Source organism: Streptomyces purpurogeneiscleroticus (assembly GCF_020024005.1).
In the GTDB taxonomy this organism is placed as follows: domain Bacteria; phylum Actinomycetota; class Actinomycetes; order Streptomycetales; family Streptomycetaceae; genus Streptomyces; species Streptomyces purpurogeneiscleroticus.
The window spans coordinates 1-26,388 of sequence record NZ_NHSG01000421.1 but is presented as its reverse complement, the minus strand read 5'-3'; the positions used below and the strand labels follow the sequence as shown (position 1 = coordinate 26,388).

23 protein-coding genes and 2 pseudogenes are annotated in these 26,388 nt (G+C 69.1%); 11 read left to right on the top strand and 14 right to left on the bottom strand.

Annotation, left to right across the window (positions count from 1 at the left end; genetic code table 11):
- Positions 1–229 precede the first annotated feature (229 nt).
- A complete protein-coding gene (locus CCS38_RS31165; protein ID WP_223736680.1) occupies positions 230–2,371 on the top strand; it encodes an ATP-binding protein in 2,142 nt (713 codons plus the stop codon).
- Positions 2,372–2,475: 104 nt separating this feature from the next.
- Here CCS38_RS31165 and CCS38_RS31160 read toward each other — a convergent pair whose 3' ends face one another.
- Entirely contained in the window at positions 2,476–4,212 is a 1,737-nt protein-coding gene (locus CCS38_RS31160; RefSeq protein ID WP_223736679.1) for a VanW family protein, read from the bottom strand.
- A 135-nt stretch (positions 4,213–4,347) separates the two neighbouring features.
- Between CCS38_RS31160 and CCS38_RS35420 the strand changes: the two genes are divergently transcribed.
- Positions 4,348–4,479: a hypothetical protein gene (locus CCS38_RS35420; RefSeq protein WP_263302767.1), complete on the top strand. Its 132-nt coding sequence runs from the start codon at positions 4,348–4,350 to the stop codon at positions 4,477–4,479.
- Positions 4,480–4,544: 65 nt separating this feature from the next.
- On the opposite strand, the gene CCS38_RS31155 is transcribed toward CCS38_RS35420, so the two are convergent.
- Positions 4,545–6,641: a nuclease-related domain-containing DEAD/DEAH box helicase gene (locus tag CCS38_RS31155; protein WP_223736678.1), complete on the bottom strand. Its 2,097-nt coding sequence runs from the start codon at positions 6,639–6,641 to the stop codon at positions 4,545–4,547.
- A 405-nt stretch (positions 6,642–7,046) separates the two neighbouring features.
- Between CCS38_RS31155 and CCS38_RS31150 the strand changes: the two genes are divergently transcribed.
- From CCS38_RS31150 to CCS38_RS31130, 5 genes are all read left to right on the top strand, one after another.
- Positions 7,047–7,646 carry a hypothetical protein gene (locus CCS38_RS31150; protein ID WP_372457175.1) on the top strand — a complete coding sequence of 200 codons (600 nt, stop codon included), beginning with the start codon at positions 7,047–7,049 and terminating at the stop codon, positions 7,644–7,646.
- 173 nt (positions 7,647–7,819) lie between these two features.
- Positions 7,820–8,317 carry a hypothetical protein gene (locus CCS38_RS31145; protein WP_223736676.1) on the top strand — a complete coding sequence of 166 codons (498 nt, stop codon included), beginning with the start codon at positions 7,820–7,822 and terminating at the stop codon, positions 8,315–8,317.
- Between the two features lie 345 nt (positions 8,318–8,662).
- Positions 8,663–10,759, top strand: coding sequence for a bifunctional polysaccharide deacetylase/glycosyltransferase family 2 protein (locus CCS38_RS31140; RefSeq protein ID WP_223736675.1), 2,097 nt, complete (start codon positions 8,663–8,665; stop codon positions 10,757–10,759).
- Between the two features lie 137 nt (positions 10,760–10,896).
- Positions 10,897–11,997, top strand: coding sequence for an LCP family protein (locus CCS38_RS31135; protein ID WP_223736674.1), 1,101 nt, complete (start codon positions 10,897–10,899; stop codon positions 11,995–11,997).
- Positions 11,998–12,206: 209 nt separating this feature from the next.
- Complete coding sequence (locus CCS38_RS31130) at positions 12,207–12,659, top strand: flavodoxin family protein (protein ID WP_223736682.1); 453 nt, start codon at positions 12,207–12,209, stop codon at positions 12,657–12,659.
- A 3-nt stretch (positions 12,660–12,662) separates the two neighbouring features.
- Here the strand turns inward: CCS38_RS31130 and CCS38_RS31125 are convergent.
- Positions 12,663–13,308, bottom strand: a pseudogene (locus CCS38_RS31125) (MFS transporter); the annotation flags it as partial.
- Here CCS38_RS31125 and CCS38_RS31120 point away from each other — a divergent pair.
- A pseudogene (locus CCS38_RS31120) lies at positions 13,308–13,554 on the top strand (MFS transporter); the annotation flags it as partial. The pseudogenes CCS38_RS31125 and CCS38_RS31120 overlap by 1 nt on opposite strands.
- Positions 13,555–13,842: 288 nt before the next feature.
- Here the strand turns inward: CCS38_RS31120 and CCS38_RS31115 are convergent.
- Both CCS38_RS31115 and CCS38_RS31110 read right to left on the bottom strand, forming a co-directional pair.
- Positions 13,843–14,232 (bottom strand): VOC family protein, encoded by a 390-nt coding sequence (locus CCS38_RS31115; RefSeq protein ID WP_223736673.1) that lies wholly within the window; start codon positions 14,230–14,232, stop codon positions 13,843–13,845.
- A 221-nt stretch (positions 14,233–14,453) separates the two neighbouring features.
- Positions 14,454–15,170, bottom strand: a complete 717-nt coding sequence (locus tag CCS38_RS31110; RefSeq protein WP_223736672.1) for a substrate-binding domain-containing protein — start codon at positions 15,168–15,170, stop codon at positions 14,454–14,456.
- A gap of 106 nt (positions 15,171–15,276) precedes the next feature.
- On the opposite strand from CCS38_RS31110, the gene CCS38_RS31105 reads away from it, so the two are divergent.
- Complete coding sequence (locus tag CCS38_RS31105; RefSeq protein ID WP_223736671.1) at positions 15,277–15,462, top strand: aldo/keto reductase; 186 nt, start codon at positions 15,277–15,279, stop codon at positions 15,460–15,462.
- 124 nt (positions 15,463–15,586) lie between these two features.
- On the opposite strand, the gene CCS38_RS31100 is transcribed toward CCS38_RS31105, so the two are convergent.
- Both CCS38_RS31100 and CCS38_RS31095 read right to left on the bottom strand, forming a co-directional pair.
- A complete protein-coding gene (locus CCS38_RS31100; protein ID WP_223736681.1) occupies positions 15,587–16,102 on the bottom strand; it encodes a nucleotidyltransferase domain-containing protein in 516 nt (171 codons plus the stop codon).
- A 185-nt stretch (positions 16,103–16,287) separates the two neighbouring features.
- Positions 16,288–17,172, bottom strand: a complete 885-nt coding sequence (locus CCS38_RS31095; RefSeq protein WP_223736670.1) for an EamA family transporter — start codon at positions 17,170–17,172, stop codon at positions 16,288–16,290.
- Positions 17,173–17,246: 74 nt separating this feature from the next.
- On the opposite strand from CCS38_RS31095, the gene CCS38_RS31090 reads away from it, so the two are divergent.
- Positions 17,247–18,188, top strand: a complete 942-nt coding sequence (locus CCS38_RS31090) for a LysR family transcriptional regulator (protein ID WP_223736669.1) — start codon at positions 17,247–17,249, stop codon at positions 18,186–18,188.
- A gap of 85 nt (positions 18,189–18,273) precedes the next feature.
- On the opposite strand, the gene CCS38_RS31085 is transcribed toward CCS38_RS31090, so the two are convergent.
- Together CCS38_RS31085 and CCS38_RS31080 are read right to left on the bottom strand one after the other, a co-directional pair.
- The gene (locus tag CCS38_RS31085; RefSeq protein ID WP_223736668.1) at positions 18,274–19,725 is read right to left on the bottom strand and encodes an FAD-binding oxidoreductase; all 1,452 of its coding nucleotides are present in this window, start codon (positions 19,723–19,725) and stop codon (positions 18,274–18,276) included.
- Positions 19,726–19,995: 270 nt separating this feature from the next.
- Positions 19,996–20,424 (bottom strand): VOC family protein, encoded by a 429-nt coding sequence (locus CCS38_RS31080; protein WP_223736667.1) that lies wholly within the window; start codon positions 20,422–20,424, stop codon positions 19,996–19,998.
- Positions 20,425–21,140: 716 nt separating this feature from the next.
- Between CCS38_RS31080 and CCS38_RS31075 the strand changes: the two genes are divergently transcribed.
- Positions 21,141–22,340: an acyl-CoA dehydrogenase family protein gene (locus tag CCS38_RS31075; RefSeq protein ID WP_223736666.1), complete on the top strand. Its 1,200-nt coding sequence runs from the start codon at positions 21,141–21,143 to the stop codon at positions 22,338–22,340.
- 7 nt (positions 22,341–22,347) lie between these two features.
- On the opposite strand, the gene CCS38_RS31070 is transcribed toward CCS38_RS31075, so the two are convergent.
- From CCS38_RS31070 to CCS38_RS31050, 5 genes are read right to left on the bottom strand one after another with little or no spacing between them, the layout of a single operon-like run.
- The gene (locus CCS38_RS31070) at positions 22,348–22,920 is read right to left on the bottom strand and encodes a GAF domain-containing protein (protein ID WP_223736665.1); all 573 of its coding nucleotides are present in this window, start codon (positions 22,918–22,920) and stop codon (positions 22,348–22,350) included.
- On the bottom strand, positions 22,910–23,569 hold the full coding sequence (locus tag CCS38_RS31065; protein WP_223736664.1) for a GTP-binding protein: 660 nt from the start codon (positions 23,567–23,569) through the stop codon (positions 22,910–22,912). Before CCS38_RS31065 ends, CCS38_RS31070 begins: the two co-directional genes overlap by 11 nt.
- Positions 23,547–23,924, bottom strand: coding sequence for a DUF742 domain-containing protein (locus tag CCS38_RS31060; RefSeq protein ID WP_223736663.1), 378 nt, complete (start codon positions 23,922–23,924; stop codon positions 23,547–23,549). The genes CCS38_RS31065 and CCS38_RS31060 overlap by 23 nt, the downstream gene beginning before the upstream one ends.
- Positions 23,925–23,926: 2 nt before the next feature.
- Complete coding sequence (locus CCS38_RS31055) at positions 23,927–24,355, bottom strand: roadblock/LC7 domain-containing protein (RefSeq protein ID WP_223736662.1); 429 nt, start codon at positions 24,353–24,355, stop codon at positions 23,927–23,929.
- Positions 24,352–26,079: a sensor histidine kinase gene (locus tag CCS38_RS31050; protein ID WP_223736661.1), complete on the bottom strand. Its 1,728-nt coding sequence runs from the start codon at positions 26,077–26,079 to the stop codon at positions 24,352–24,354. The genes CCS38_RS31055 and CCS38_RS31050 overlap by 4 nt, the downstream gene beginning before the upstream one ends.
- Positions 26,080–26,388: the final 309 nt, after the last annotated feature.

Below are 26,388 nucleotides of genomic sequence, written 5' to 3'. Positions count from 1 at the left end.
GGCCGGGGCCGGGGCCGGCTGACGCTCGGTGATCGATCGCAGACAGTTGCGCCTCGGCTGGGGTAAAGATTCTTGCTTGCCCCGGTCCGTCATGGTCTCCAGCCGTCACATTCAGTCGCTTTGCTGCTAGCGACCCCGTCGCGCGGCAGCAGTCGGCAGGCTCCTCCCGTACGGGCTCCTTCCGTACGGGGCCGAAGGCCCGTACGGGGCGGCGGAAGAGGAGGCGGTCGTGACCACTCAGCGGCCGCGGGCGGGGAATCTGCCTGCAGAGACGACCGAGTTGATCGGGCGCCGAACGGAGCTGACGCAGGTGCGGCGGCTGCTCGGGGGCTCCCGGCTGGTGACGCTGACCGGGGTCGGTGGAGTCGGCAAGACCCGGCTGGCACTGCGCGCGGCGACCGAGGCGCAGCCGCACCTCCGCGACGGGGCGTGGTGGGTGGAGCTCTCCCCGCTGCAGCGCGGTGCCCTGCTGACGCACACCATCGCCGAGGCGCTCCCCTTGGCGGACCAGTCCACCCGTCCGATGATCGAGGTACTGGCGGACTACCTGGCGGGCCGTGAGCTGCTGCTGGTGCTGGATACCTGTGAGCACCTGGTGGCCGAGTGCGCCCTGGTGGCCGAGGCGCTGCTGGCAGCAGCGCCGGGGCTACGGATCCTGGTGACCAGTCGCCGGCCTCTGCGGATGCACGTGGAGCGGCTGCTGACCGTCGCGCCGCTGCCCGTGCCCGAGAACGAGAACGGGGCGGCCGGGAAGGCGGATGCGGTCGCCCTGCTCGCTGCCCGGGCCGCCGAGGCGGCGCCCGGTTTCGCCGTCACCAACGCCAACCGCCCCGGCCTCGTACGCCTGTGCCGCCGACTGGACGGCCTGCCGCTCGCGATCGAGCTCGCCGCCGCCCGCCTGCGGGAGTTGACCGTGGCGGAGCTGACCGAGCGGCTGGAGGACCGCTTCGCCGCACTGGGCGACACCGACGATCTGGTGGCGGATACCGAGCCTCCCTGGCACCAGGCGCTGCGCACCGCGATCGGCTGGAGCCACGAACTGTGCACCCCCGTCGAGCGGTTGGCCTGGGCCCGGCTGTCGGTCTTCGCCGACGGTTTCGACACCGAGGCGGCCCGGGCGGTCTGTGCCGACGCACACCTTCCGCAGCGCGAGATCCCGGATGTGCTGGACGCGCTGGCCGACAAGTCCCTTCTCACCCCCACACCAGGGGGCGGCCCCCGAGTGCGCTACCGGATGTTGGACACCATCCGCGAATACGGTGCCGGCTGGCTGCGCAACCTGGGCGAGGAGCACACACTGCGCCAACGGCACCTGCAGTATTACCAGTCGCTGGCCCACCACGCGGATGCCATGTGGATGGGGCCCGACCAGATCACCTGCTACGAGAACGTGCTCACCGAGCATGCCAACCTCCGCGCCGCGCTCGACTTCTGCCTCGGCGAAGGGGACGGACACACCGCACTCGATATCGGCGGCGCGTTGTGGTTCTTCTGGTTCGCCTGCGGCTTCGCCCGGGACGGCCGGCACTACCTGGACCAGGCCCTGGCCCTGGACCCGACCCCGGGACCGGTCCGGGCCAAAGCCCTGTGGGCCTGCGGCGTCGCCGCCATCGCCCAGGGCGAGGCGGAGGCCGTGCTCCGCCTCGCCGGCGCTTTCCGGCCGGCCGCGAGGGAAGAGACCGACGAGACCGCCCTGATCGCCGCCGCCTATCTGGAAGGCGGCAGCCTCACGGTCAGCGGTGAGCAGCAGCGGGCCGCGCAGGTACTCGATGCGTCACGGACCGGGCGTCCGGTCCGTGGACGTTATGACGCGGCGTGGTTCCTGGTACGGGCCGCCCGGGCCTTCGTCCACGTCCACCTCGGGCAGTTCGCCGACGCCGCGGCCGTCGCCGACGACCTGTGCACCGAGTGCGCCCGCCGCGGTGAAACCTGGGCCCATGCCTGGGGCGACTACATGCGCGCCCTCGCAGCGCTCGGGCTGGGACGGCCGGGGGAAGCCATGGCGCACGCCCGTACCGCCGTCAAGGGCAAACACCGCCTGCACGACAGCCTCGGCATCGCCATGGCCATCGACCTGCTCGCCTCCGCGACTGCCGCCTCCGGGCACGCCGAGCAGGCCGCGCGCCTCCTCGGCATCGCCGAGCAGATCTGGCACACCCTCGGCACCCCTCAGATGGGCATGCCCGAACTCGTCGCCGCCCGCCAGGCGTGCGAGACAGAGATCCGCCGCCTCATCGGCAGCGACGCCTACAAGACCGCCTTCCACTCCGGATACAACACCGATCCCGACACCGGCATCGACTACGCCCTCTATACGCCCGATACGCTTCGCCGCTCGCCATTGCCGGTGAATCACCCGCCCGGGACATAGCCGTGACCGTCCCTGTGCACCACTGATGCTCCCCCGCCCGGCCGCTCGGCCGCCCGGCGGGCAGCGAGCCGGTGAGAACCCGCCGCGTCGCCTTGCATTCCCCGTCAGTCGCAGGTCACCCGGTCACGCGGGATGTAGTGGGTACGGAACGGCTCGCGCTTCACTTCCTCGCCGCCCTGATAGAAGACCCGGTGCACGGTGACGTCGAAGCCTTCGAGCGGGGTCTGCGGCTCGCAGTTCTTCTTGGCACCCGGCCGCTCCCCCGGCTTCTCCACATTGGTGCGCGGCCCCTTGACCGCCTTCACGTCGTCGTACTTCTTGGTGCCGAGGAAGGTGACCGTCACGGAGGTATCGGTGGCCTTCGCCTGCATGTAGACGGCCTTGCCGGAGTCGTTGTTGAACTTGAGGTCCAGGCTTCCCCACGCGACCGTCGCCTCGCGGCCCTCGGGGTAGCGCTCGATGTAGAAGGAGTGCGCGCCGTGCTCCACGGGCTTGAGCCCGGCGAAGAACAACGCGTTGTAAACGGTGGTGGCCACGGAGGAGACACCGCCGCCTTCCGCCTTGGTGTACTGACCGTTGAGGATCATGGTGCCGTCGACAAAGCCATTGGCCTTGGTGCGCTCGCCGACGGTCTTGTTGAGGCTCCAGGTTTCGCCCGGCCGGACGAGGGAGCCGTTGATGAGTTCCGCGGCCCGTCCGATGTTCTTCGTACGGTAAGCGGCCGGTTCGAAGTTGACGGTGAAGGAGGACATCTTCTCCTTGAGGCCCAGCTGCGCGGCGTTCTCGCGGGTCACCTTCGGCTGGGTCTTCTCCGTCGCCACCTCGCCGGTACGGGCGGCCGCGCCCGAGCGCGTGAGCAGCGGCATTACAGCCTTGCGCAGCGCCTTGTCCGTGAACTCCTGGCCGGTCCTGGCGTCGGCGCCCACCACGACCCGGTCTCCGTCGAGATTCAGCTCGGCGTCCCGGGCCGGACCGGCGATCCTGGACAGGGGACGGGCCACCGCGGGGTCGGCACGCAGACCCTTGACGTCGAGCTTCGGGGTCAGCTTGTCGGCGTCGTCCGGCCGCAGCTTCAGGTGCTCACCCAGGGTGGCCTGGCTGATCGTGAGCGGCTTGTCACCGAAGGTGAGCGTGACCGGCCCCGTCATGGCCGGGCGCGCGAACTCGCGCACCGCCCGCTGCGTCTCTTCGGCGGTGATCTTCGGCTTGACCTCGCGGGTGGGCAGGTCCGTGGCGGGGCCGGCCGCGCTGCCTGCATCGCCGGTCCTGCCGCCGGCCGCCTCGCCACCGGCGAAGGCAGTACGCAGGGTACCGACCGCCGCGTCGACGTCCAGGGCATACCCGCTGCGCGGCGCGACCTCCCTGACCTCGCCGTTGTCGAAGGTCACGGCGCCGTCGCGGACCTTCCGGTCGTGGGTCTCCGCCAGCTTCTCCAGGGCGGCACGGGCCTTGTCCTCGTCCGTACGGACCACTGGCTCGACGTCGCCGCCCGAGCGGAAGAGCCCGCCGATCACGGTGACCGGATCGGCACCGGCGTGCGCCGCCCGGTCGACGGTCTTCTGTACGTCGACGGAGAGCCCGGCCTGCTCCGGATCCACCTTGCCGGAACGGTCGCCGACCTTCACGACCAGATCCTTCGATCCGGCCGCCGACAGGCTCGTATCCAGCTTCTGAGCGGCCTCCGCCCGGCTCAGGCCCCCGATGTCCACGCCGTGCACGGATGTACCCGCGTCGATGTCACCACCCGCGAGCAGCCCGGCGGCATACAGACCACCGAAACCAAGGGTCAGCGCACCGCCTGCCAGGACGACGGGCGGAACGGAGCGTACGCGGCGGGGCATGGGGCTCCCTGGGGGTCGGGGATGAAAACGCACCCAATGACACAACGGTGTGCACATGGGGAGTACACCACGCTCCCATAACGGGCAATAGGTTCATATGTTCCAGGTCACGTCAGACACTTCAGACCACTCTCCGTGACCCCATCTCACGTGCAGTACATGAACGACTTCGCGTCCCGACTCGAGGAGACCGACGAGTACATCGACAACACCGACTGGGTACAGATCGTCGAATCGTCGAGCGGCACGACGAGCTCGCGCGCCTGACCGGTAGCCCCGTCGTCCGGCTCAACCGCGCAGTCGCCGTCGGCGAGGCCCCGGCCTGCGCGGCTTCAGCTGGCCCCCGGGCGAATGCTGCCCAGCCACAGAACGTCGCGAGCGCGCGTCATGGCGACAAAGAGCTGGCTGCGGGCGATCTCTTCGCGTTCCCGTGCCGTTTCGCCCGGTGGGGTGCCGTCCGTCGACTTGGCGTGCGACAGCGCGTCGTCGTGCCGTGGCAGGTACACGCGCTTGAACTCCAGCCCTTTGGCACGCCGGTAGCTGCCGAGTTTCACGGCCTCGACAGGTCGGCCGTTGTACTGCTCCAGCATGCACACACGAATGCCCGCCTGAGTGAGGAGGCTCTGATACTGGCCGATGGCCCATTTGGAAGGGCACAGCACGGCGGCGCCGGCCCACTCCTGCGGCGGCAGGGCACGCAGTGCGTCCACGAGGGCCTGGTCGTGCGCCGCCACCGTCGACAGCACGGCGCGCTGAACCTGACCCTCGTAGTACGTCAACTCCACATCCCGACGCCCGGGGGTACGCATACCGTCGATATCCTCAAAGACGTCATCGGCGACAACGGACAGCGCCGCCTCCAGGATCTCCTTGCTGTTGCGGTAGTTGACGCGAAGCACCTGACCGCGCGCACCCCGGATATCGATCCCCGCATCGGACAGCCGGAAGCCACCGGGGTAGACCGCCTGCTGGCCGTCACCGACGAGGAGCAGGCCGTTCGGCGCGTCGCCGACCAGAGAGTGCAGCAGCCGCACACCCACCAACGTCAGGTCCTGCACCTCGTCCACGATCACGGCCGTGTACGGTGCGGCCGTTCCACCGTGCCCGCCCGCCACTTCCGAGAGCGCCAGCGCGAGGACGTCGTTGAAGTCGTGCACACCGCGCTCCTCACGAATGGCTTCATACGCCTCGTACAGCGCCCAGACCGCCTCGCGATGGGTCCGCCGCAGTCCCGAGCGGCGCCGGAGTCGACGCACGACTGCGTACTCCTCGAAGGAGGTGATCCCGCGTCCTTTGATGACGTAGTCGATCTCGTCTCGCCAGTAGCCCGGCGTGGTGTCGATCTCGGCCAGACAACTTTCCCGGCCGACATGCTTCCAGGCGAGGCTGAAGGCCGTCTCCGCCTTCTCCCGGTGCAGCCGCACCGGGACACCACGGTCGTGGAGAAACTCCTGCGCCCAGGCGTGCAAGCTGCGGAAGTCCACCCGGTCGGCCACGGATGGGGACATCGCGTTCAAGAAGGTGGCCTGTACCCGGGGAAGGTTGTTGGCGAAGGTGACATACAGGATGCGGCCGCTGGTCTGCGCCGCGAGATACGCCGTACGGTGCAGTGCGACCACGGTCTTCCCCGTACCGGCCGGTCCGCTGATCCTGGCCGGGCCTGACCAGTTGCGCCGGACCAGTGGCACCTGCTCTGCATCGAGGAAGGTCATCCACTGCTCGATCGGCGCCCGCCGCGCCTCCTCCAGAGCGGCTTCACGCAAGCTCTCGACATCGAACAACCCGTCCCCCTGCGGGACTTGAGCCCGACCGGATCCCTGTGCAGACGCACTGGTGACGCCTGACCCTTCGTACTCGACAAAGACCCGCTCCAGATGGTCGGCGATCGCCCGCACCGACCCCGGGGGAAGCCTGATCCGTTCTTTCATCAGCGCCGGGCCGACCTCCCGCTCGCCCAGCAGCCGCAACCGCCCCAGTTCCGCGTCGAGTTGCTGCCCCGCAAACACCATGAGCGGCTGCACGGCCACCGGCGAGAGCCCCAACGAGGCCACCGCACTGTCCGCTGTTCTTGTCACCGCCAGCAGCTTGCGCACGTGATCATCCCGTAGCTCACCGCCTGCCCGCAGCTTCCCCTCCACGACCTGCGGCGGATGCCGCCAGTTCTTCACATCGACCACGAAGACACCGCCAGGGCCGATCAGCAGCATGTCCACATTGGCCGCACGCGTCCCTGGCCATCTCCGGTCCACGAGCAGTCGCCATCCCCGCTCGGTCAGCACGAGCAGCTGCGCGGCAACTCGCCGCTCCGCCTCGCCCGCGGCCTCCCATCGGCGGGCTTCCTGCAGCGCGGCCCGCCACTGCTCTCGTAACAGCCGTTCCTGCCGCCGCGCCTCCTGCGCCCGTCGCGATGCCGAATCCCCAGCCGCCATATTCGCCCCCTCGCACGCTGAGTGACGATCATAGGACTGTGTGCTATGCCTCCGACAGGTGGCAATAGGTGGCAGTCACCCCGTCAGGACGATGCAATGCTTCCGACCCTCCGCCCCGGCGTCAGCTGGTCAGGGGGGGTAGATCCTCCTGCCCGGGGGGCGCGATACCGACCCGCTGGGGACCGGGCTCGCATACTGTCCGGCAAGGCCACTGTTTCCGTCGAAAGCTTCAGGAGTCGTCGGCTTCCGCTCATGACATCCCGGACAGGGCGGTTGACATCGGTCAGTTGGCCACCTGGTCTGTATGACAAAACGCAGGCCACCACGGCCTACCACAGTGATCGCCAACCGGTTCTCTGGTTATGATCATCCAACTGATCATAACTAACGGGGAGATCCAACATGCTGAACCGGAAGACGCTGTGGCTGCGTGCGGCCGCGCCCGTTGCTGTTCTGGCGCTGACGCTGACCGCATGCGGCGGGTCCGGCGGCGGGGACAGCAAGAATGGCGCCAAGAGCGGCACCAGCAAGCTCCAGGAAGACAAGGCCGAGAGCCGGGAGCTGGCGACCGGCGAGAGCGCCACCAGCCCGTTCAAGGAGGACGACGGCAAGATCACGTACTCCGTGCTCGCGCAGAAGGTCGACGTGGGCACCGAGGCGGACACCAAGAAGATGGTGGACGACCCGGCAAAGGCCAAGGGGTTCGTTCCCGCGGTGGCCCACGTGAAGTACACGAACAAGGGCGGCGGCACCGTCGCCTCGTACCCGAGCGTCGGTGACAACGTCGAGATCTACGCCGACGGCCAGCGCGGAACCATCCTGATCGGTGCCGCGGACGATGCGCCCGGCTGCGAGTCGGACAGCGACATCGAAAACTGGAAGAAGGGCGAGAGCCACGTGCTCTGCGAGACCTACATGGTCCCGAAGAGCGCGAAGGAACTGTCCGTCCGCTGGTCGGCCGAGGACGAAGGCCAGCCGTACAGCTGGACGTTCAAGAACTCCTGACGACTGCTCACACGGCCCGCGCCGGGTATGTGGCGCGGGCCGGACGGTAGCGTCTGCTCCAACTGTCTCGGGTCCGGCCGGCCCTCATGCCGCGCGCCGCCAACAGCACGGCGGTGCCGCGGGCGGCCGGCCCTTCGCGCTCCCCCGGCCGCCAACAACCTCGCGGAGCATCCATGCCGTTCGGCGATTTCGTTGCATGGCGGCGAGAGCTGCTGTTGACCGGTGACCTCGCCCAGGAGGGCGACACCTCCGTCTCCGACGAGGAAGCCGAACGTCGCTACGACCGCTACGTCGAGCTGGCGGACATGATCGATGGCACGGAGGGCCCCGCGGCGGTTCAGGCGCTCATCGCCTCGCTCCGCGCCGAGGAGGACTACGGCGCCCACGAAGCCGTCTACGGAGCCCTGGAGCGCTTCCCGAGCCAGGATTTCGTCAGCGGCACGGTCCGGGCAGCCGCCGCTCTGGTGGCCATCCCCCGCGACAACAGCGGCGCTGTCCTCCAGCTGTTGAGCCTGCTGGCCGACGATGACAACCTGCGGACGTTCACAGGCGCCTGCCGCCACCTGGACCCGCAGCTGCGAGCGAAACTGACAGCCCTCATCGCCGATCATGAAGCCGACGAGTGGCTGGCTGACGAGCGGTCCCACGGCCGGCTCCAGCTCCCGCACTGACCGATGCGGAGTCCGATGCGGAGTCCGATGCCTGAGCTCGCAGGGCAGAAGCCTCGGTGGCGGCCGCGGATACCGCAACAGCCCCTGGGTCAGGGCAGGACCACCCCGATTGCCCGCGTCGGCTGGCGAGATGGCCGGAGGGGGGCGCAGTGGTGCGTAAAGCACGCTTTCACCGCCTGCCCCGGTTGCTGCATGAGTACACTCGCCCACCATGCGTAAGGCCAGTCGGTCCACAAGACGGCAGAAAATACCTGTACATCAGCCATCCACCGACGCTTCCGCGCAGGGCCGAGAGAGACGAAGACGCCCCGAGCGGGTAGCGGTGGCCGGCAGTTCGGCCAGGACGTGAGGCGCCGCTCGCACCGGGGCCGACATGCGCAGTCCCGGGACCCGCGCGGGCACTGGCTGCTGCTGATCCTCGTGCTTCCCGTGATGTTCGGTGCCCTGCTCTTCGAGGGCTGGACCACCCACGAGGTCGATGCCGCGAAGACCCGGCGCGACTGCACCACGCCCGTGCCGCGGGCCGTGGCCCAGGGCGGCCCGGTGGTGCGCAGCGACGGCGGTACGGTGAAGTCCGCCGCGATGCCCGCCCGTACCGTGGCGCTCACCTACGACGGCGGACCCGATCCCGTATGGACTCCGCGCCTGCTCGGCCTGCTGCGCCGCCATCATGCGCACGCCACCTTCTTCCTGCGCGGCGCCGAGGCGGCCGAACACCCGGGCCTGGTACGGCGGATACGCGCCGAGGGCCATGAGATCGGCTCGAACACCTACACCGGCGCCGCCATGGGCGAGGCATCGCCGCTGCGTGCCCATCTGGAGCTGTCGCTCACGCAGAAGGCGCTGGCCGGCTCCGCAGGCATCAACACCCGACTGCTGCGCATGCCGCTGACCACCGCGGTGGACACGATGTGCGGCCCCGAATGGCGGGCGGCACGTGACGCCGCCGCTCAGGGGTACACACTGGTCGCCGCCGACCGGCGGTCCCGCAAGCCGGCGCAGGGCCTGATCCGGCAGTACGCGCACACCGGTACCGCGTACGAGGAGACGGAGAAGCTGCTGGGCGACCGAAACGTAAAGGAGTTCACCACCGTGACGGCCGGGGCCGGGCTGCCCCGGGTGGATCGACCGGCCTCCGTCCTGGAACGGTGGCAGGGCACGGGCCTGATCCGGGCCAAGGCCCTCGGCCACGCGTTGGTGACCGTCATGACCTGGGTCCTGGTCATCGCCGGCGCGCTGGGCGTGCTGCGGCTGGCGCTGCTCGTCCTCTTCGCCCGTACCCACGTCCGGCGTCTGACACGGTTCCGCCCGGGCGCGCCCTGGCTGCGGGAGGTCACAGCCCCGGTGACCGTCCTCGTACCCGCCTACAACGAGGAGGCGGGCATCGAGTCCACCGTCCGGTCGCTGCTCGCCTCCTCGCACCGGCAACTGCAGGTCATCGTGATCGACGACGGGTCGACAGATCGGACGGCGGACCTCGCCACCTGGATCGACGACGCCCGCGTACAGGTGATCCGTCAGGCCAACGCCGGGAAGGCCGCCGCCCTCAACACGGGGCTGGCCCACGCGATGTACGACATCGTGGTCATGGTCGATGCCGACACCGTCTTCGAGCCGGATGCCGTCCACCGGCTCATCCAGCCGCTCGCGCACCCGGCCGTGGGTGCGGTCAGCGGCAACACCAAGGTCGGCAACCGGCGTGGCTTGCTGGGCAGATGGCAGCACCTGGAGTACGTCTTCGGGTTCAACCTGGACCGCCGGATGTTCGAGGTGCTGGAGTGCATGCCGACGGTGCCCGGCGCCATCGGCGCCTTCCGCCGGGACGCGCTGATGGGCGTCGGCGGGGTCAGCGCGGACACCCTCGCCGAGGACACCGACCTCACCATGGCGCTGTGGGAGGCGGGTTGGCGGGTGGTCTACGAGGAAAGCGCCCTCGCCTGGACCGAGGTACCCACCTCGCTGCGCCAGCTGTGGCGGCAGCGGTACCGCTGGTGTTACGGCACGCTGCAGGCCATGTGGAAGCACCGCCGTGCGACGGTCGAGGTGGGCCCTGCCGGGCGGTTCGGCCGCCGCGGGCTGAGTTATCTCACCCTCTTCCAGGTCGCCCTGCCACTGCTCGCACCGGTGGTCGATGTGTTTGCGCTGTACGGGGCGCTCTTCCGCAGTCCCGTGCAGTCGGCCGGGGTGTGGCTGGCCTTCCTCGCCCTTCAGCTGGCCGTGGCGGGATACGCGCTGCGGCTGGACGGGGAGCGGGTGCGGGCGCTGTGGTCGATGCCGCTCCAGCTCTTCGTCTACCGGCAGTTGATGTACCTGGTGGTCATTCAGTCCGTAGTGGCGTTCCTACTCGGCACCCGGCTGAAGTGGCAGCGCATGCACCGCTCGGGCACCGCCGCCGAGCAGATCGGGCAGCCGGTCGCGTACGGGAGCCTCCCGTCGCGGTGACCGGAGCGCCGGGGGCCGAGCGTCCTGTTGACGCTCGGCCCCGGTCGCGCGCGTTCGCCGTAGCACAACCCTCGTTTCATTCCGGAAAATTCCCGGAAGATCCGGTGCGGAGCCTCTGAAGGTACACACTCCCCTCCATGAACGATCGGAACGATCGGTTGGACGGGTGGCCCGACGGGCGCCAGTACGGCGGCGCCGGCGTGTGCCACCTCCGCAGCGCCGGAAGGTCCGCCCCGGCCCGCACCGGCCGCCGGCGCCGGCTCGCGCGGACGGCGGTCCTCCTGGCCGGGGTGCTGCTCCTGACGGCCTGCGGTACGTACATCTGGGCCGACACCACACTCAGCCGCGACGTCGACCTCGGCAGGCTCGCGGACCGCCCGCCGCAGGGCCGGGGAACCAACTACCTGATCGTGGGCTCCGACAGCCGTGTCGGCCTGACCGACCGTGCCAGGAAGGACCTGCACACCGGCGGTTCGGCCGACGCGGGCCGACGCACCGACTCGATGATCCTCCTGCACACCGGCGCGCACGGCACCACGATGGTGAGCCTGCCACGCGACTCGTGGGTGACCATCCCGCCGTACATCCGCCCCGATACGGGCAAGCACTACCGTGCGTCGAAGAACAAGCTCAACGCGGCGTTCTCGTTCGGCGGCCCCGACCTCCTCGTCCGGACCATCGAACACAACACGGGTCTGCGCATCGACCACTACACGGAGATCGGCTTCGCAGGCTTCGTGGGCATCGTGGACGCGGTCGGCGGCGTACGGATGTGCGTGGACAGGGACATCAAGGACGAGAAGTCGGGGCTGGACCTGAAGAAGGGGTGCCATACGCTCGACGGCCGCAGGGCCCTCGCGTTCGTCCGCCAACGCCACCAGGAGGCCCAGGGCGATCTGGGACGCAGCCGGAACCAACAGAAATTTCTGTCCGCGTTGGCCGACAAGACCGCCACCCCGGCCACCCTCCTCGACCCGTCGAAGGTCTACCCGACCGTGAGGGCGGGACTGGACACGCTCATCGTGGACAAGGACACGGACCTGCGGACCCTCACCTCACTGTTCGAGGCAATGAAGGGCGTCACGGCCGGCAACGGCAAGCGCCTCAATGTCCCCGTGTCCCACCTCGGCTTCCGGACGTCCAAGGGCAGCGCCGTGAAGTGGAACCTGCCGCAGGCGAAGAAACTCTTCGGCGAGCTGCGGGACGACCGGCCGGTGACTGTCGATGGAGAGAACTGAGCCGACCGGCCAGCGGGCCCCGTCGAACGAACGGGCTCGGGGGCAGCTCATTGCGGTCGGCGATCCCGTCGAGGAAGGCGCGGGCCTGTGGGTTCATGGGCCGGACGCTGGAGGGCCGGACGCCGCGCTTCGGGGGGCGCCCTGGACCGCCCCGGGCTCAGGCGGTGGCGGGAGTTGCGTCGAGCCCGTCGTCCCGGCAGCCTCGTCCCGTGCGAAAACTACTGATCGTTCACCACACGCCCTCGCCCAACGTGCAAGCCATGTTCGAAGCCGTCGTCGCGGGCGCCACCACAGAGGAGATCGAGGGTGTCGAGGTCGTTCGCAGGCCGGCGCTCGGTGCCACGGTCTCCGACGCGCTGGACGCGGACGCGTACATCCTGGGGACCCCGGCCAACCTCGGCATGATGAGCGGCGCGCTCAAGGTCTTCTTCGACACCATCTACTACCCCTGCCTCGACGCCACCCGAGGCCGCCCGTACGGCCTCTACGTGCACGGCAACAACGACACCACAGGCGCCGTCCGCGGCGTGGAATCCATCACCACGGGGCTGGGCTGGACCAAGTCCGCCGAGAACGTGCTTGTCACCGGGGAGCCGGACAAGGCCGACAGCGAAGCCTGCTGGAACCTCGGCGCCACGATCGCGGCCGGCCTCATGCCCTAGCTGTGCAACTGACGGGCCCAGCCAGGTGCCGGCGATGAAGTAGACGACGCTCCGATAGCCGTGGCCGTTGTAGAGGGCCGCGACGATCAACGGTCCGGCGGCGTTCGGCAGCGGGCCCCGTCCGTAGGAGACGCCGGTTCCCAGCGAGCGGCCGGGTGTCGAAGAGTTCCGGGGAGTAGGCGTAGCCGAGTGCCGTGTAGCCGCGCTCGAACATGTTGACCAGGAAGCCGAAGACGATGATCAGGACGGGGTTGAAGGTGAGCCCGTGCAGCAGGCCGCACAGCGCGATGACCGTACCGAAGGCGGCCAGGCACCACTTGCGTTCGAACCGGTCGGTGACCAGGCACGCCAGATACGAGCCCAGTGGCGCGCCGACCGTGGTGAGCGCCACATAGAAGACCGACTTCTCGACGCCGAAGCCCTCCTTGGCCAGCAGGGTGGGCGCCCAGCTCGAGTATCCGAAAAAGCCGATGGACTGGGGCACCCACAGCACCGTGAGCAGCAGCGTCGGCAGCAGGTACTTCCGCTGCAACAGCAGACGCAGCGGAGCCTTGGCCGGTGAAGCGTTGGTCTGCGGAGCGTTCATCGGCGGAGCCTTGGTCGGCGAAGCGTTGGGCTGTGGGGTCTCGTCGGCGGCGGGCGCCGGCTCAGCTGGGCTCCTCCCTGGCTTTCGTCGTGGTCATCAACCTCGGCGGTATCGCAGGCATGCTGATCGCCGGCCGCTTCGCCGACCGCTTCGGTGCCCCCCCGCATCGCGGCCATCTGGTTCGCCCTGACCGCCACCGGCATCTACCTGCTGAGCATCCACATGCCCCTGGGCCTCACCTACGTGGTGGTCTTCCTGACCGGCCTGTGGCTGTTCAGCGCCCAGGCCATAATTTACGCGGCCGTCGCAGGTTGAATCCCCTGCGTACGGTGGCCACGGGGGTATCGTCACTCGCCTCCTCGTACCCAAGGTCGGCATGCCACTGAACTCTCCGATCCGCCCGTCGAAAGCCTCGCGTTGGGCTTCCCTGACGTCCCCTCAGCCGCCCCCGCATTTCGCAGGCGTTGCGTCGGGTCACGCATCAAACCCACCGCCCGGTACAGGCTTGCCCCACTCGGTCTTGTGGTTCCAGTGGCTTCTTGTGGCGTCGAGGGCCGCGTCCGCGCATGGCGCGGACGCGGCCCTCCGTGCATGTGCTTACGCCGGCCAGCCGCCGTAGGGAACAGTGATGAGTTCCATGGCATGGCCCGCCGGGTCTATGAAGTACACACCGCGGCCGCCGTCGTTGTGGTTGATCACGCCGGGGTATTGCCGCTGCGGGTCGGCATAGTGCTCGATGCCGCTCTGTGTGATGTGTGCGTACGCCGCATCGAATTCCTCCTCGGAGACCAGGAAGGCGTAGTGCTGCGGAGTGATCTGGTCCGCGGGGATCGTGGCGAAGTCCAGCGTGACGCCGTTGCTCAGGGCGACCGCGATGAACGGGCCCCACTCTGCGGTAATCTCAAGACCCAACAGGTCCGCGAAGAACTCGGCGGACTCCCGGTTGTCCCGGGCATGAATGATCGTGTGGTTCAGCTCGACCGGCAAGGAATGCCTCCAAGGGCATCTCCCGGCACCTCCATGCCTCACCCAGCCGGTGACCGACACGCGGTGCCGCCACCGATCTTAGCCCCGACGGTTGCACCTGGGTCCACGCTCGGCAATTCGGCGGTAGTTGGCACATCACCGACAGGAACGCGCCCTGATCGCCGCGGAGGCGGGTCGCGCAACTATCCGTCGGGCGGGCCTTGATAGTGGGCTGGGCAGTCTCAGCGGTCTTCCAGTCGGCCGGTGGGGGCGATGAAGGAGCGGCGGTGCAAGGGCATGGGGACGCGGTGTACGGACGGCTCAAGGTCGTTGGTGATGAGCAGTTCGACGGCCTTGCTGCCGAGTTCGTAGTGGGGCAGGGCCACGCTGGTGAGCTGGGGGCGAAGCCAGTAAGCCAGGTCCGAGTTGTCGAAGGAGACGAGGGAGACATCCTGCGGGACGGCGAGACCGGCTTCGTGGAGGGCCTGGTACGCGCCCATCGCGACACGGTCGTTGCAGCAGATGAGCCCCTTGGGCCGATGCCCTGCGGCAAGGAGCGTACGGACCTGGTCGAAGCCGTGTTCCGGCTCCCAGGCGCACTCAAGGACGCCCGCAGGTGAGGTACCGGCCGCGCGCAGAGCCGCTTCGATGCCTGCCATCCGCTCATGGCTGGCGAACGCGCCGGTCGGGGTGGCGGGGGTGAGGTGGTGGCCGCCGATGACGTAGATGCCCTCGCGGTGACCGGCGTCGAGCAGCGCCTGGGCCGCCGTCCGGCTCGCGTTCACCTCGTCCGGGATAACTGCGGGCGCCTCGAAGCCGTCGCCGAGGCAGTTCAGCAGGACAACGGGGCGACCGCGCAGGTTCGCCGGGGGCCGGACCTCGCGGGTGTACATGGCGGCGTAGATCAATCCGTCGACCTGGCGGGCGTTTCGCCCATCAAGTGTCCAGTATTCCAACACGAGAGGCCCGAGGACCTGAGCTGAAAGTTTCGGAGCAGAGGTAAGTCACTCCCCCAATTCGGGCATTACATGTAAGTGGCACCGGATTATCGCGGGTGCCGACCCGATGCTGCACAACCCCAATGTCTCCGCTGCAATCGTCGGGTCCTCCCGCCCCGAGCAGGTCACGGAGAATGCCAAGGCCGCGGCCGTCACCCTCGACGTTGAGCTGGTCAAGCGCATCGACGAGGTCCTGGCCCCGGTCATCGAACGCGATCCGGCACGCCTGGACGCCTTCGAGGAGCGCCCCTGAGAGATGTCCCAAGGTGTTGTGACGCCTCAGCACAGTGGCGGTGACTCGGCTGCGGTAACAACAGGTCTTGGTCGCTCACGGGCCAGGAGATGGACCGAATACCCCTTAGCGGCGTGATCCCGCTCTACCGCACCGGTCGCTGTTCAGGCAGGAGTTCCACACCGAACTGCTCATGCAGGGCCGCTATGTCCCGACGGTCCTCGTCATCGAGTTCATACCCCGTGTGGCACATCACCTGCCCCTTCGCGGTCAGGCAGCGCACCGGTTGGCCCCGTAGTGTCCCGGTCCCGCCGAACCAAGAGGCTTCATACACCCACACCTCGCCGTTCTCCATGGTGTAGTCGCCGTTGCCCTCTCCGTCGAAGACAACGGGATGGACATCCACGTTCCTTCCATCCTGATCACGAAGGACGAAGCACGAGGAAAGACAGCCCTCGGCAACGGCGAAGCCCAGGCCCTGCAGGGCCTGGACCGCATCTTCAGCCTGGTCGACACGGAGGATCAGATCGACGTCCTTGTGCGGACGGGTCTGCTCGCCAAGGAGAGCATCCACGCCCCATCCACCGTCCCCGAGCCACACCTCCACGCCCTGTGACTCCACAGCCCGGATCACAGCCAGCGCGTTCGCAGCATCCATCATCACCACGCCAGTATCGTCAGGAAACTGCCGGACACCTCAGGATTTACCTGTTCAACGCTCTGAGACGAGCCACTGGTTACGCCCACAGACTTATGACTCCGGAAAGCAAAAAGTGCTGGTTGAGATGGATCTCAACCAGCACTCGACATGCCCACCTCGTTGCGCGGTGAAGAGACGGGTCCGTGTCAGCGGCGGCCATTTCGGCTCGGGCTCGCTTTGGCGACGAGGCGCGGCCCGCTGTAACTCTTCTCCCGCCGGACCACTGCCCCGGCGCTCGCTGCGCCCACGCATGCCAGAGCCGCCCACTGGACAATGGTGAGGTGCTCGTCCAGGACCAGCACTCCGGCAAGGCCCGCGCTCGCGGGTTCCAGGCTGGTCAGCACGCCCACCGTGCGCGTCGGCAGGCGTCTCAGGGCTGCCATTTCCAGTGAGTACGGGAGCACTGCCGAGAGCACCGCCACCGCGACCCCGGCCGCCAGCGCCCGAGGGGCGAGCAGTTCCGCCCCTCGGTCTGCTATGCCCAGTGGCACCGTGAGCACGGCCGCCCAGGTCACCGCCAGTGCCAGCGGACCGCCTCCCGCACTGCGGGATCCCGCCTTTGTGCTCAGTACGAGGTACGCGGCCATGGAGACCCCCGCGGCCAAAGCGAGAAGCACTCCGGCGAGCGGGATGCCGCTGCCGTCCGGGGCGTGGAAGAGCCACACGCCCCATCCGGCCAACGCGGCGCATCCCACATCACGGAGGCGGCGTGAGGTGAGCAGTGCGAGCGTGATCGGTCCGAGGAGCTGGAGGGCGCTCGCCAGTCCCAGGGGCAGGAAGAGCAGCGCGGGGTAGATCAGGTTCATCCCCGCGATGGCCGTCCCGAAGCCGAGGACGAGGAGCAGGTCAGTACGGCTGCGTGGCAGTGGCGGGCGGTACAGGAGAAGCAGGAGCACCGCGGCCAGGCCGAGGCGCAGCGCCACGGCTCCCGGCGCGCCGACCGAGCCGGAGAGCTGCTTGCCCAGCGCCTGCCCGAACTGGATGCTCAGGACGCTGCCGAGCATCAGTGCGGGGGCGGGAGGCTTTGTCATGCCCCCAGGCTCAGTGAGCGTGAGCATGCACGTCCAGCAAACCTTTTCGCATGAATGTGTTTAGGCTTGCCTACATGATTGACCACCGGCTGCATGTCCTGCGGACCCTCGCCGAGCACGGCACGGTGACCGCGACGGCCGCCGTGCTGCACCTCACCCCCTCTGCCGTCTCCCAGCAGTTGCGCCTGCTGGGCCGCGATCTGGGGGTGAAGCTGCTGCGGCCGGAGGGCCGGCGCGTGCGGCTGACACCGGCCGCGCTCACCCTGCTTCGGCACGCCGACGTGTTGCAGGCGCAGTGGGAGGTCGCCCAGGCAGAGCTCGCGCAGCAGAGCGAGACCCCGCGGGGCACGCTGCGATTGTGCGGGGTCTCTTCCGCGCTCGCCGCGCTCGCCGCCCCGGCCCTCGCCCGGCTACGGAGCTCTCACCCGCAGGTGGAGCCACGGATTGTCGAGGAGGAGAGCGCGGAATGCTACCGGCTCCTGCTTGCCGACGACGCGGACGTGGCCCTGGTACTGCCCGGCCCCGACGCGCCGCCCGTCACCGATGCCCGTTTCGAGCAGGCGCCGTTGCTGACCGATCGTCAGGATTTGCTCGTTCCTGAAGGGCACCGGCTCGCCCGGCCCGAGGGTGTCGAACTGGCCGAGGCCGCCGGTGAGTCGTGGATCGTCAAGGAACGGAACAACGACACCTATCCGCTGGTGACGGCGGCGTGCGCGGCGGCCGGCTTCACCCCGCACATCGCCCATGAGGTCAAAGAGTGGTACGCCGTCTCAGCCCTCGTCGCCGAGGGCTTCGGCGTCTGCCTCCTGCCCAGGATCGTGCCGCTTCCCGCGCATGCGGTCACGCGGGTCCCCCTGCGGGGTGAACCGGTGTCTGTGCGGCGGTACTTGAGCGTCGTACGGCGAGGCAGTGCCGCACATCCGATCGTAGCGGCCGGACTCGACGCGCTGCGGGATGCGGCGTCGGGAGCCGCTGGTGACGGCTACCAGCACGTCCCGCGGGGGGTGCGGAGGTGAGGAGAGGAGAGGAGAGGTGAGGTGAGGTGAGCAAGTCTGCGGAGTCCTGGGCAGAGCCGCTGCCGCGCCAGGGCTGTCGAGCGTGTTATCGGCTCTCGGGTTCCCCGATGGCCTGTGCGTAGCGGAACAGGCCGGCCGGGTCGTACCGGCGCTTGACCTGGACCAGACGCTCGTAGTTGGCACCGTAGTAGGCGTGTTGCCAGCCATGTAGGTCCGGGTCGGGGAAGTTCACGTAGGCCGCGTCGGTGTGCAGGTGATGGCTGAGCTTGCGGTGCATGGTGCGGGTCTGTTCCAGCAGGGCGGCCACGTCGGCGGGTGCGGTGTCGGGCTTCCATTGGGTGCCGACATCGATCACGAAGGTGGCGCCGCGGTGGGGGTAGGCGGTCTCGTGGGGACGAGGCGCATTGCCGGAGCCGCCCATGGCGAAGAGCGTCACATAGCCGCCGGCCCGGGCCGGGCCGGGCCGCCAGGTGCGGGCCCACTCGGTGATGGCGCTCACCGTGTCCGCGCTCAACCACCGGTCGGGAACAAGGGACTTGGAGGCATGGCACTCCAGCGGAAGGGTCCCCTTGAGGTAGCCCTGCGCGGACCAGAAATCCTGCTCCTTGATGAACACCTTGGAGGGGTGCAGCTTCAGCAGTGGCCCGATGACACGACGCAGCGCCTCTTCGGACCCGAGTCGATGCCCGAGCACCGACACGGAAGTCGTCCCGTCGCCCGCGCGCTTGAAGCCGATGCGCAGATCGAAGTCACAGCCGCGGTCTGCGTCGAGAATGTGCCGTACTTCGTCCATCACCTGCACGCCTGCGCCCAGGCCGAAGGAAACGTCGAAGACGGTGGCGCGCAGCCGGCTCACCGGCACGGCGTCGAAGACGAAGCCGGTGTTGATGCCGAAGTTGCCGCCCGCCCCGCCGCGGCACGCCCAGAACAGGTCGGAGTTCTCGTTGTCGGCGGCACGCACCAGGGTTCCGTCGGAGAGGACGACGCGGGTCTCGACGAGCCGGTCGCAGGTCAGGCCCCACTTGCGGTCGTTGAAGCCGAGACCGCCGCCGAGTGTCAGGCCGGCCACGCCGACGCCGGGGCAGCGCCCGCCGGGGAAGTACAGGCCCGCGTCGCGGGCCGCGTACACGTCCGAGTTGGTGGCGCCGCCGCCCAGGTGCAGCCGGCGTTCCCGTGGTACCACCTGCCGGATCGGCCGCAGGCTGATCACCAGACCGCTGGTGGTCGAATATCCGGCGTAGCTGTGGCCGCCGGAGCGGGGCGCGAAGGGCACTCCGTGCTTCGCGCACCAGCGGACCGCCGCTGCCACGTCCTCCGGGGACGCACAGCTGAGCACTCCGGCCGGACGGATGGAGGCATAGCGCTGGTTGTTGGCGGTGGCCTGGGCCGGATAGTCCTGATCGCCCGGGCGGTACAGCCGGGCGGCCGGGCTCACGATCCGGCGAAGCTCCCGCCAGGCGGCGGGCTCGGGGTGCCCTCCGGTGGCGGCGGCCGCCGGGCTGCTCCCGTACGCCCCTGCCAGCGCGGCCCCGGCCATGGAGGCCGCACCGCCACGTAGTACGCCCCGTCGGCTGATCTGCACAGTCGTGCCCTTCCGCCGTCATCACATGGGCCCGCTCAGTACCGGGCAGGCATACGATGAGGCAGTACGGGGACGCGCATGTACCGCGACACTCCCGGATGATCATGGTTCACGCGAATGGGCACAGCGGAAGCGGCGAATGTCCACTGTGGGCCTGCTTGCGCACGGGGCAAGCGCGTGTACAACCTCGCCCTCACGGGATAACTCCCGGCCCGTCCCAGGTGCTCAGTCGATACAGAACTCGTTGCCCTCGATGTCCAGCATCGGGATGCACGAGTCATTGCCGTCGTACAGCGTCTGCACGTGTACTGCGCCGAGCGGGACCAGTCGTGCGCATTCGGCCTCAAGTACGGCGAGGCGCTCTTTGCCGACGAGTCCGGTGCCGACCCGTACGTCCAGATGCACCCGGTTCTTGGCCGCCTTCCCTTCGGGGACGCGCTGGAAGTACAGTCGCGGGCCCACGCCTGAGGGATCCATGCAGGCGAACCATGAATCCCGCTGCTCCGGTGGCTGCGAACGCCGGTAATCATCCCAAGTGGCAAACCCGTCTGGTGGCGGCGGTACGACGTACCCCAACACCTCGCACCAGAAACGAGCGAGACGCTCAGGTTCTGCGCAGTCAAAGGTGACTTGGAACTTCTTGGTCGCCGGCATCGGCGCACCGTACCAAGGGACTTGGGACTCTGCCGCTCATTTTTCCCAGGGGCCCGCCTGCATCCCGTCGAGCCCTGGGCAGCCTTGGACAAGCTGCTGCTCTCCGACCCGCGGGCCGCATCCTCCGGATCGAACAACAGCGACATTGGCGGCTGAAGGCGCAGGTCGCGGGCTCGGCCGTCGAGAACGACCCTGAAACGACCCCGCACATGTAGTGAAAACCGGCCGACAGATCGTCACCGTAGAGACAGGTCCTTCTCCGGGGCGCAAAGAAGCGCTCAGGGGCAGGGCCGTCCGACTGTTCCGGCAGTGGTCACACCCTGTGGCCATCGAATGTGCCAACCCGACCACGGGAGCGAGTGTGGGGCGATACGTGATCCGCGTGCGCGTCGTCGGCGCGCAGGTCCGCGCCGAGCGTACCGGCACGCCCCCGCCCCTATCTGCCCGGCGCCTCCTGTCGGGGAGGTCTGCCGGATGACGGATCGGCGCCGGGCAGCAGCGCTCCGCCGTCCCCGGTGAACGCGTCTGCCTCCTTCTGTCCGACGAGCCCTCATGGCCGTGCCGCCCGCGCCACCCCGCGTGGTGGGCGGACCGCAATCGACCGTGCGCCATTCACGGGCTCCTGATTTTCGTACGTCCACCGGAAGGCCGACCGGGCCACGCGCCGTCCGGCGCGGGCGGGATCCAAGCGGCCTGCATGTAGGGAAGGGTTGCAGATGGACAGCTATTTTATGACGGAGCGTCACGAGACGTTGCGGGCGGAGATCCGTGCCTTCGCCGAGGCGAAGGTGGCGCCCCGGATAGCGGACATGGAGGCATCCCGGTCCGTGGAGCACGAGCTGTCCCGTCTCATCGCCAAGGAGGGCTGGCTCGGCGTCACCGTCGACCCGGCATACGGCGGGATGGGGCTGGGCCACTTGGCGAAGACCGTCATCATCGAGGAGCTGTCTCGGGTCAGCGGGGCCATGGGCGCCATGGTGCAGGCATCGCAGCTGGGCGTAGCCAAGATCATTCACTTTGGTGACGAGCGGCAGAAGCGGAAGTGGCTGCCCGCGGTCGCGGCCGGCGACTGCCTGCCGACGATCGCGGTGACCGAGCCCCAGTCCGGTGGGCATGTGCTCGGCATGGAGTCGACGGCCCGGCGGGAGGGCGATGAGTACGTCCTCAATGGCCGCAAGGTGTTCGTCGGCAACAGTCACGTCGGCGACCTGCACGGTGTGGTCGTACGGACCGGGGAGGGGTCGAGCGGCCTCTCGGCGTTCCTCGTGGAATCCGACAGGCCCGGCTTCTCGCTGGCCCCGCACCAGCCCGCGATGGGCCTGCACGGGTTCAGCTTCGGCGAGATCCGCTACGAGAACTGCCGTGTCCCCGCCGAGAATCTCCTCGGCGGAGAGGGCCGTGGACTCGATGTGGCGTACTCCTCCAGCGTCCTGTACGGCAGACCGAATCTGACCGCCGTTTCGCTCGGCATTCATCAGGCGCTGGTGGAGGAGACGACCCGGTATGCGGCCGAACAGCAGCGCTACGGCAAACCGCTCAGCGCGGTGCCCACGGTCAAGCAGAAGCTCGGACTCATGCAGCACCGGCTGATGACCGCGCGCCTGGCCGCCTACCATGCCGTGCATCTGCTGGACTCCGGCCTCCCGTGCGACGCGGAACTGATGAACGCCAAGTACCTCAATGTGGAGTCCGCCATCGACTCGGCACGGTCCGCGATGGAGATCCATGCCGCGTGCGGCCTGTTCCCCGACCGGCCCGTCGAGCGGTTCGCCCGGGACGCCTCGCACATCTACGCCCCCGCCGGCACGTCCGACATCCAGCTGTACCGCCTCGCCGAGGTCGCACTCGGTACCTCGCGCAGCGACTGGTCCAGCCGGCTCGCCGCTCCGTTCGTCCCCGAAGCGGCGGTCGTGTAGGACGGCATCACGGGCGGGAACGCGCGGCTTCGTAGATGCGGTCCATCGCCTGGTCGCGGAAGCTCTTGATCAGGCCGAGGGAGCCGCGCGCGGTGGCCAGCGGGCGCGGCTCGGTGCCGACCGCGCACACGGTGCCCAGGGCGATGCCGGTCTCTTCGTCGATGAGCGGCGCCCCGAGGTACACGCGGATACCCAGTTCGTCGACCACGGGGTTGCCCGCGAAGCGGGGCGCCGCGTACACGTCCGGCAGGACGAGCGGGATGCGGCGGCTGATGACCTCGGGGCAGTAGCCGTGGTCGCGCTCCATCACCCGGCCGACCTCGGGCCCGCTCATCGCATCGTGCGGGCCCAGGGTGTTGGGCAGGCCCTGCGGTGTGTGCAGGCCCGCGAAGAACTGCTGGTCGGTGATGAGGTTGACCATTGCGTACGGGGTGCCTGCCGCCTCGGCGAGCTCGGTGGCGAGGGCGTCGAGGTCACTGTCCGCCTCGCCCAGCCCGAGTTCGGCGAGCCGCGCGGTGCGGGCGGCGAGTTCGGTGTCGGGGGCCTGCACGTGCAGGCCCGTTTCTGCGTCAAAGGGCACGGTGGAAGTTCCCGTCGAAGGATTCGGTGGGGGTGGCATGCGAAGTGTGTGGGTCATCAGCCTGCCGCGAGGAGCGGAGGGAGACGGTGAGCGCGTACTCGACGAGGCGGATCAGGACCTGTCGGGCGGAGAACGGGGCGCGCGCGTCGAACATGATGACGGGCACGTCGGGGCTCAGCTCCAGCGCGCCCTGTACTTCCTCGGGTGTGTAGCGGTGCGCGGTGTCGAACTCGTTGACCGCCACGACGAAGGGCACACCGCGGTCCTCGAAGAACTCCACGGCGTTGAAACAGGAGTCCAGACGCCGGGTGTCGGCGAGCACCACCGCGCCGATGGAGCCGTGGGCGAGGTCGTCCCACATGAACCAGAAGCGGTCCTGGCCCGGCGTACCGAACAGCAGGAGCTGCAGTTGCTGGCGCCACAGTGTGATGCGTCCGAAGTCCATGCTCACCGTGGTGGTGGTCTTGTTCTCCACGCCCGCCAGGCTGTCGGTGTCCGCGCTGGCCGTGGTGAGGGTCTCCTCCGTGGTCAACGGCGCGATCTCGCTGACCGTGGCGACCATGGTGGTCTTGCCCACCCCGAACCCGCCTGCGATGAGGATCTTCAGTGCAGTCAGGGGGATGTCGTCAGAGGCTTCGTAGGCCTTCAAGTGCCGCCTCCAGGAGGAGTGGGTCGCTGCCGTCCGCCTCTCGCGGCGGAAGCGCGGGAACGAGTACGTGGGTGTCGAGCAGATCGGACAGGAGGATCTTGGTGACGTTCACGGGGATCCCCAGCCGGGCGGCGATCTCCGCGACCGAACGCGGTTCCCGGCTGCACACTTCGACCACCTGGGCACTCTCGGGTCCGAGAGTGCCCAGCGTCCCGGGGACGAGTCCGGGGGCGAGCCGGACCCGCGACACCAGGCCCAAGGCGCGGGCCGGCCGGGTGCGGCCGCCGGTCAGCGCGTAGAGCCGCAGGTGCGCAGTGTCCTCGGCCAGCCAGGGGTCATCGGCGAAATCCGCCACGGTTATTCGACCAGAGCGCCGGAGGGACCCTGGGCGATGCGCGAGGGCGTGCCCAGGTGTCCCCTGACGCTCTTGACGAGCATGGCGATCTCGTAACCGACCATGCCGACGTCCGCGCTCTTGTCCGTGAGCACGCCGAGTACGCCGTTGACCCCGGCTCGGGACACGAACAGATAGCCGCCCTCGCCCTGCACGATGACCTGCTCCACCCCGCCGAAGTTCTGCTGGATGGTGGCGAGACCGCCGCCGAGCGAACACATGCCGGTGGTGATCGCGCTGAGCCGGTCCGCGTCGTCGTGCCCCAGTCCGTGGCGATGGCGCATCACACCGTCGCTGGAGGCCAGGACGGCGCCGGTCACGGCGGGCACCCGGGCCGTGAGGTCCGCCAGCAGCCAGTCCAGGTCCTGCTCGAATGAGGGCTGGGTCGTCATCGGTACTCCTGGGAATCAGTGCGCTGAGTGGGTGCCACAGGGGGGCCGGGGGTGGCCCGGTCGGCTTGTTCGGCCCTCTGCAGTCCCTCGGTGAAGCGGGCGAGCAGTCCTGCGTCGATCGAGTCGCCGTGGCTGTGGCCGTGGCCGTGGCCTGCGGTCGGCGTCTGCTCGCGAAGTTCAGGGGTGAGGTGGGAACGGCGTTCCTTGTTCCGCCGGGCGAGGCGTGGGCGCCCGGTGGCGTCCTCGGCGGCCGCGGGGGGCGTGGCCTGCACCGGCCGCTCAGGAAGGGGCGGCGTGGACACTCCCTGGGCCTCCCGGTCCTCCCGGTACTCCCGGTCCTCGTGGGCCCGCGCGTGGTCCACGGCGGGGGGCAACGGCTGCGCCTGCCGGTTCGGGCCGGGTGCGGGAGCAGGAGCAGGAGCGCGGGGTGCCTCCGGCTCGGGAGGCGGCTCCGGGGCAGCGTGAGGCGGCTCCGGGGCAGTGTGAGGCGGCTCCGGGGCAGTGCGCTGCGTCGGCGGCTTCAGGGCGCGGGACTCGCTGAGCACCGAGTGCGACAGGACCACGACGGCCTGGGTGCCGCCGTACAGGTTCTGCTGGAGCTGCACCACGAGCCCTCGCCGCCTGGCTATCTTCGCCACGACGAACAGACCGGTACGCCCGTCCTGCAGTTGCTGGTCGACGTCGAACATTTCGGGCTGGGCGAGGAGCCGGTTCATCTCGTCCCGCACCTCGGCGGACATGCCGAGACCGCGGTCCTCGATCTCCACGACCATGCCGGAGGTCGCCACCTGAGCACGGATCATCACCTGGGTGCGGGGCGGCGAGAACTTGGTGGCGTTCTCGGCGAGTTCGGCGATGAGGTGGATGATCTCGACGGCGGAGTGGCCGAGTACCTCGTAACCGGACGGCGGCGGCAGCACACGCACCCGGGGGTAATGCTCGATCTCTGCGACGGCCTGACGCAGCACCGTGGCCAGCGGGACCGGTGAGGTGAAATGCCGGGGCACCGCGCCACCGAGGACCGCCAGGCTCTCCACCGCGCGGTGAACCCGGGTGACGAGGTGGTCGATGGTGTAGAGCCGGTCGAGGTGCTCGGGGTCCTCGACGACCCGCTCGGCGTCGTCGAGCTGCTTCAGCGCGCGCGTCACCAGAATCTGCAGCCGCCGGGAAATGTTGACGAAGGCGTCCACCTGCTGGCGGGTACCCGCATGGATCACCGCGGTCTGCGCTGCGTGCTGGAGCTGCTGCAAATGCTGTTCCAGTACGGCGAAGGCATGCGGCGAGCCGGCCGCTTCGGGCAGCGGCGGGGGCTCCTCGGGGCGTTCTCCGCTGCGCAGTTGGTCCACTGTCCGGGTGACGCTCTTGTGTCCCTCGGCGGCAAGGTGCCTCAGGTGGTTGATCCACTTGCCGACCGCGGCGTCGGTCTCGGCACGCTGCCGGTGGATGGCATCCGCTGTGCCGTGCGCGGCACGCCGCGCGGCGACCAGTACGGCCGCGCAGCACACTCCGGCCGAGACTCCCGCACCCCACACCAGCGGTCCGGCCGCGCCCGCCGCGGAGACTGCGAACGCCCCGCCGGCGAGTGCGGCAACCGCTCCGGCCGGCGCGACTGCGAGCACCGTGGTGCGCTCTCGCAGACCGCGCTCGGTGCTCAGGTCGGCCCGGACAGCCTTGCCGCGCCTGCGGCCACTGCGCGGGGCGCCGGCCCCGGTGGCGTCCGGCATGTGGTGAGACATAGTCGTCCTCAGATACGAGCGGAGGGACAGGCGACGCGCCGACGTGCTGTCGATTGCGCCCGCAGTCGTCCGAACCCCCTGCGGCGGAGGCCCGTTCGGACTCGTGAGCATCTTGTCCAGGGTGACAGTCACGTGGCAAAGCCGCTTCTGGAGTGAACATCAACTTCTCAGCTCCGACCAGGGCGGAGCTACGGGCGCCCAGGGTCGTTCCGGGGTCGTTTCCCCCTGCCTCCGGACGATCGCTCACGTCCGGAGGCGCAACTCCGCGCCGCGTGGGTGACGGGGCACCCGCCCGCC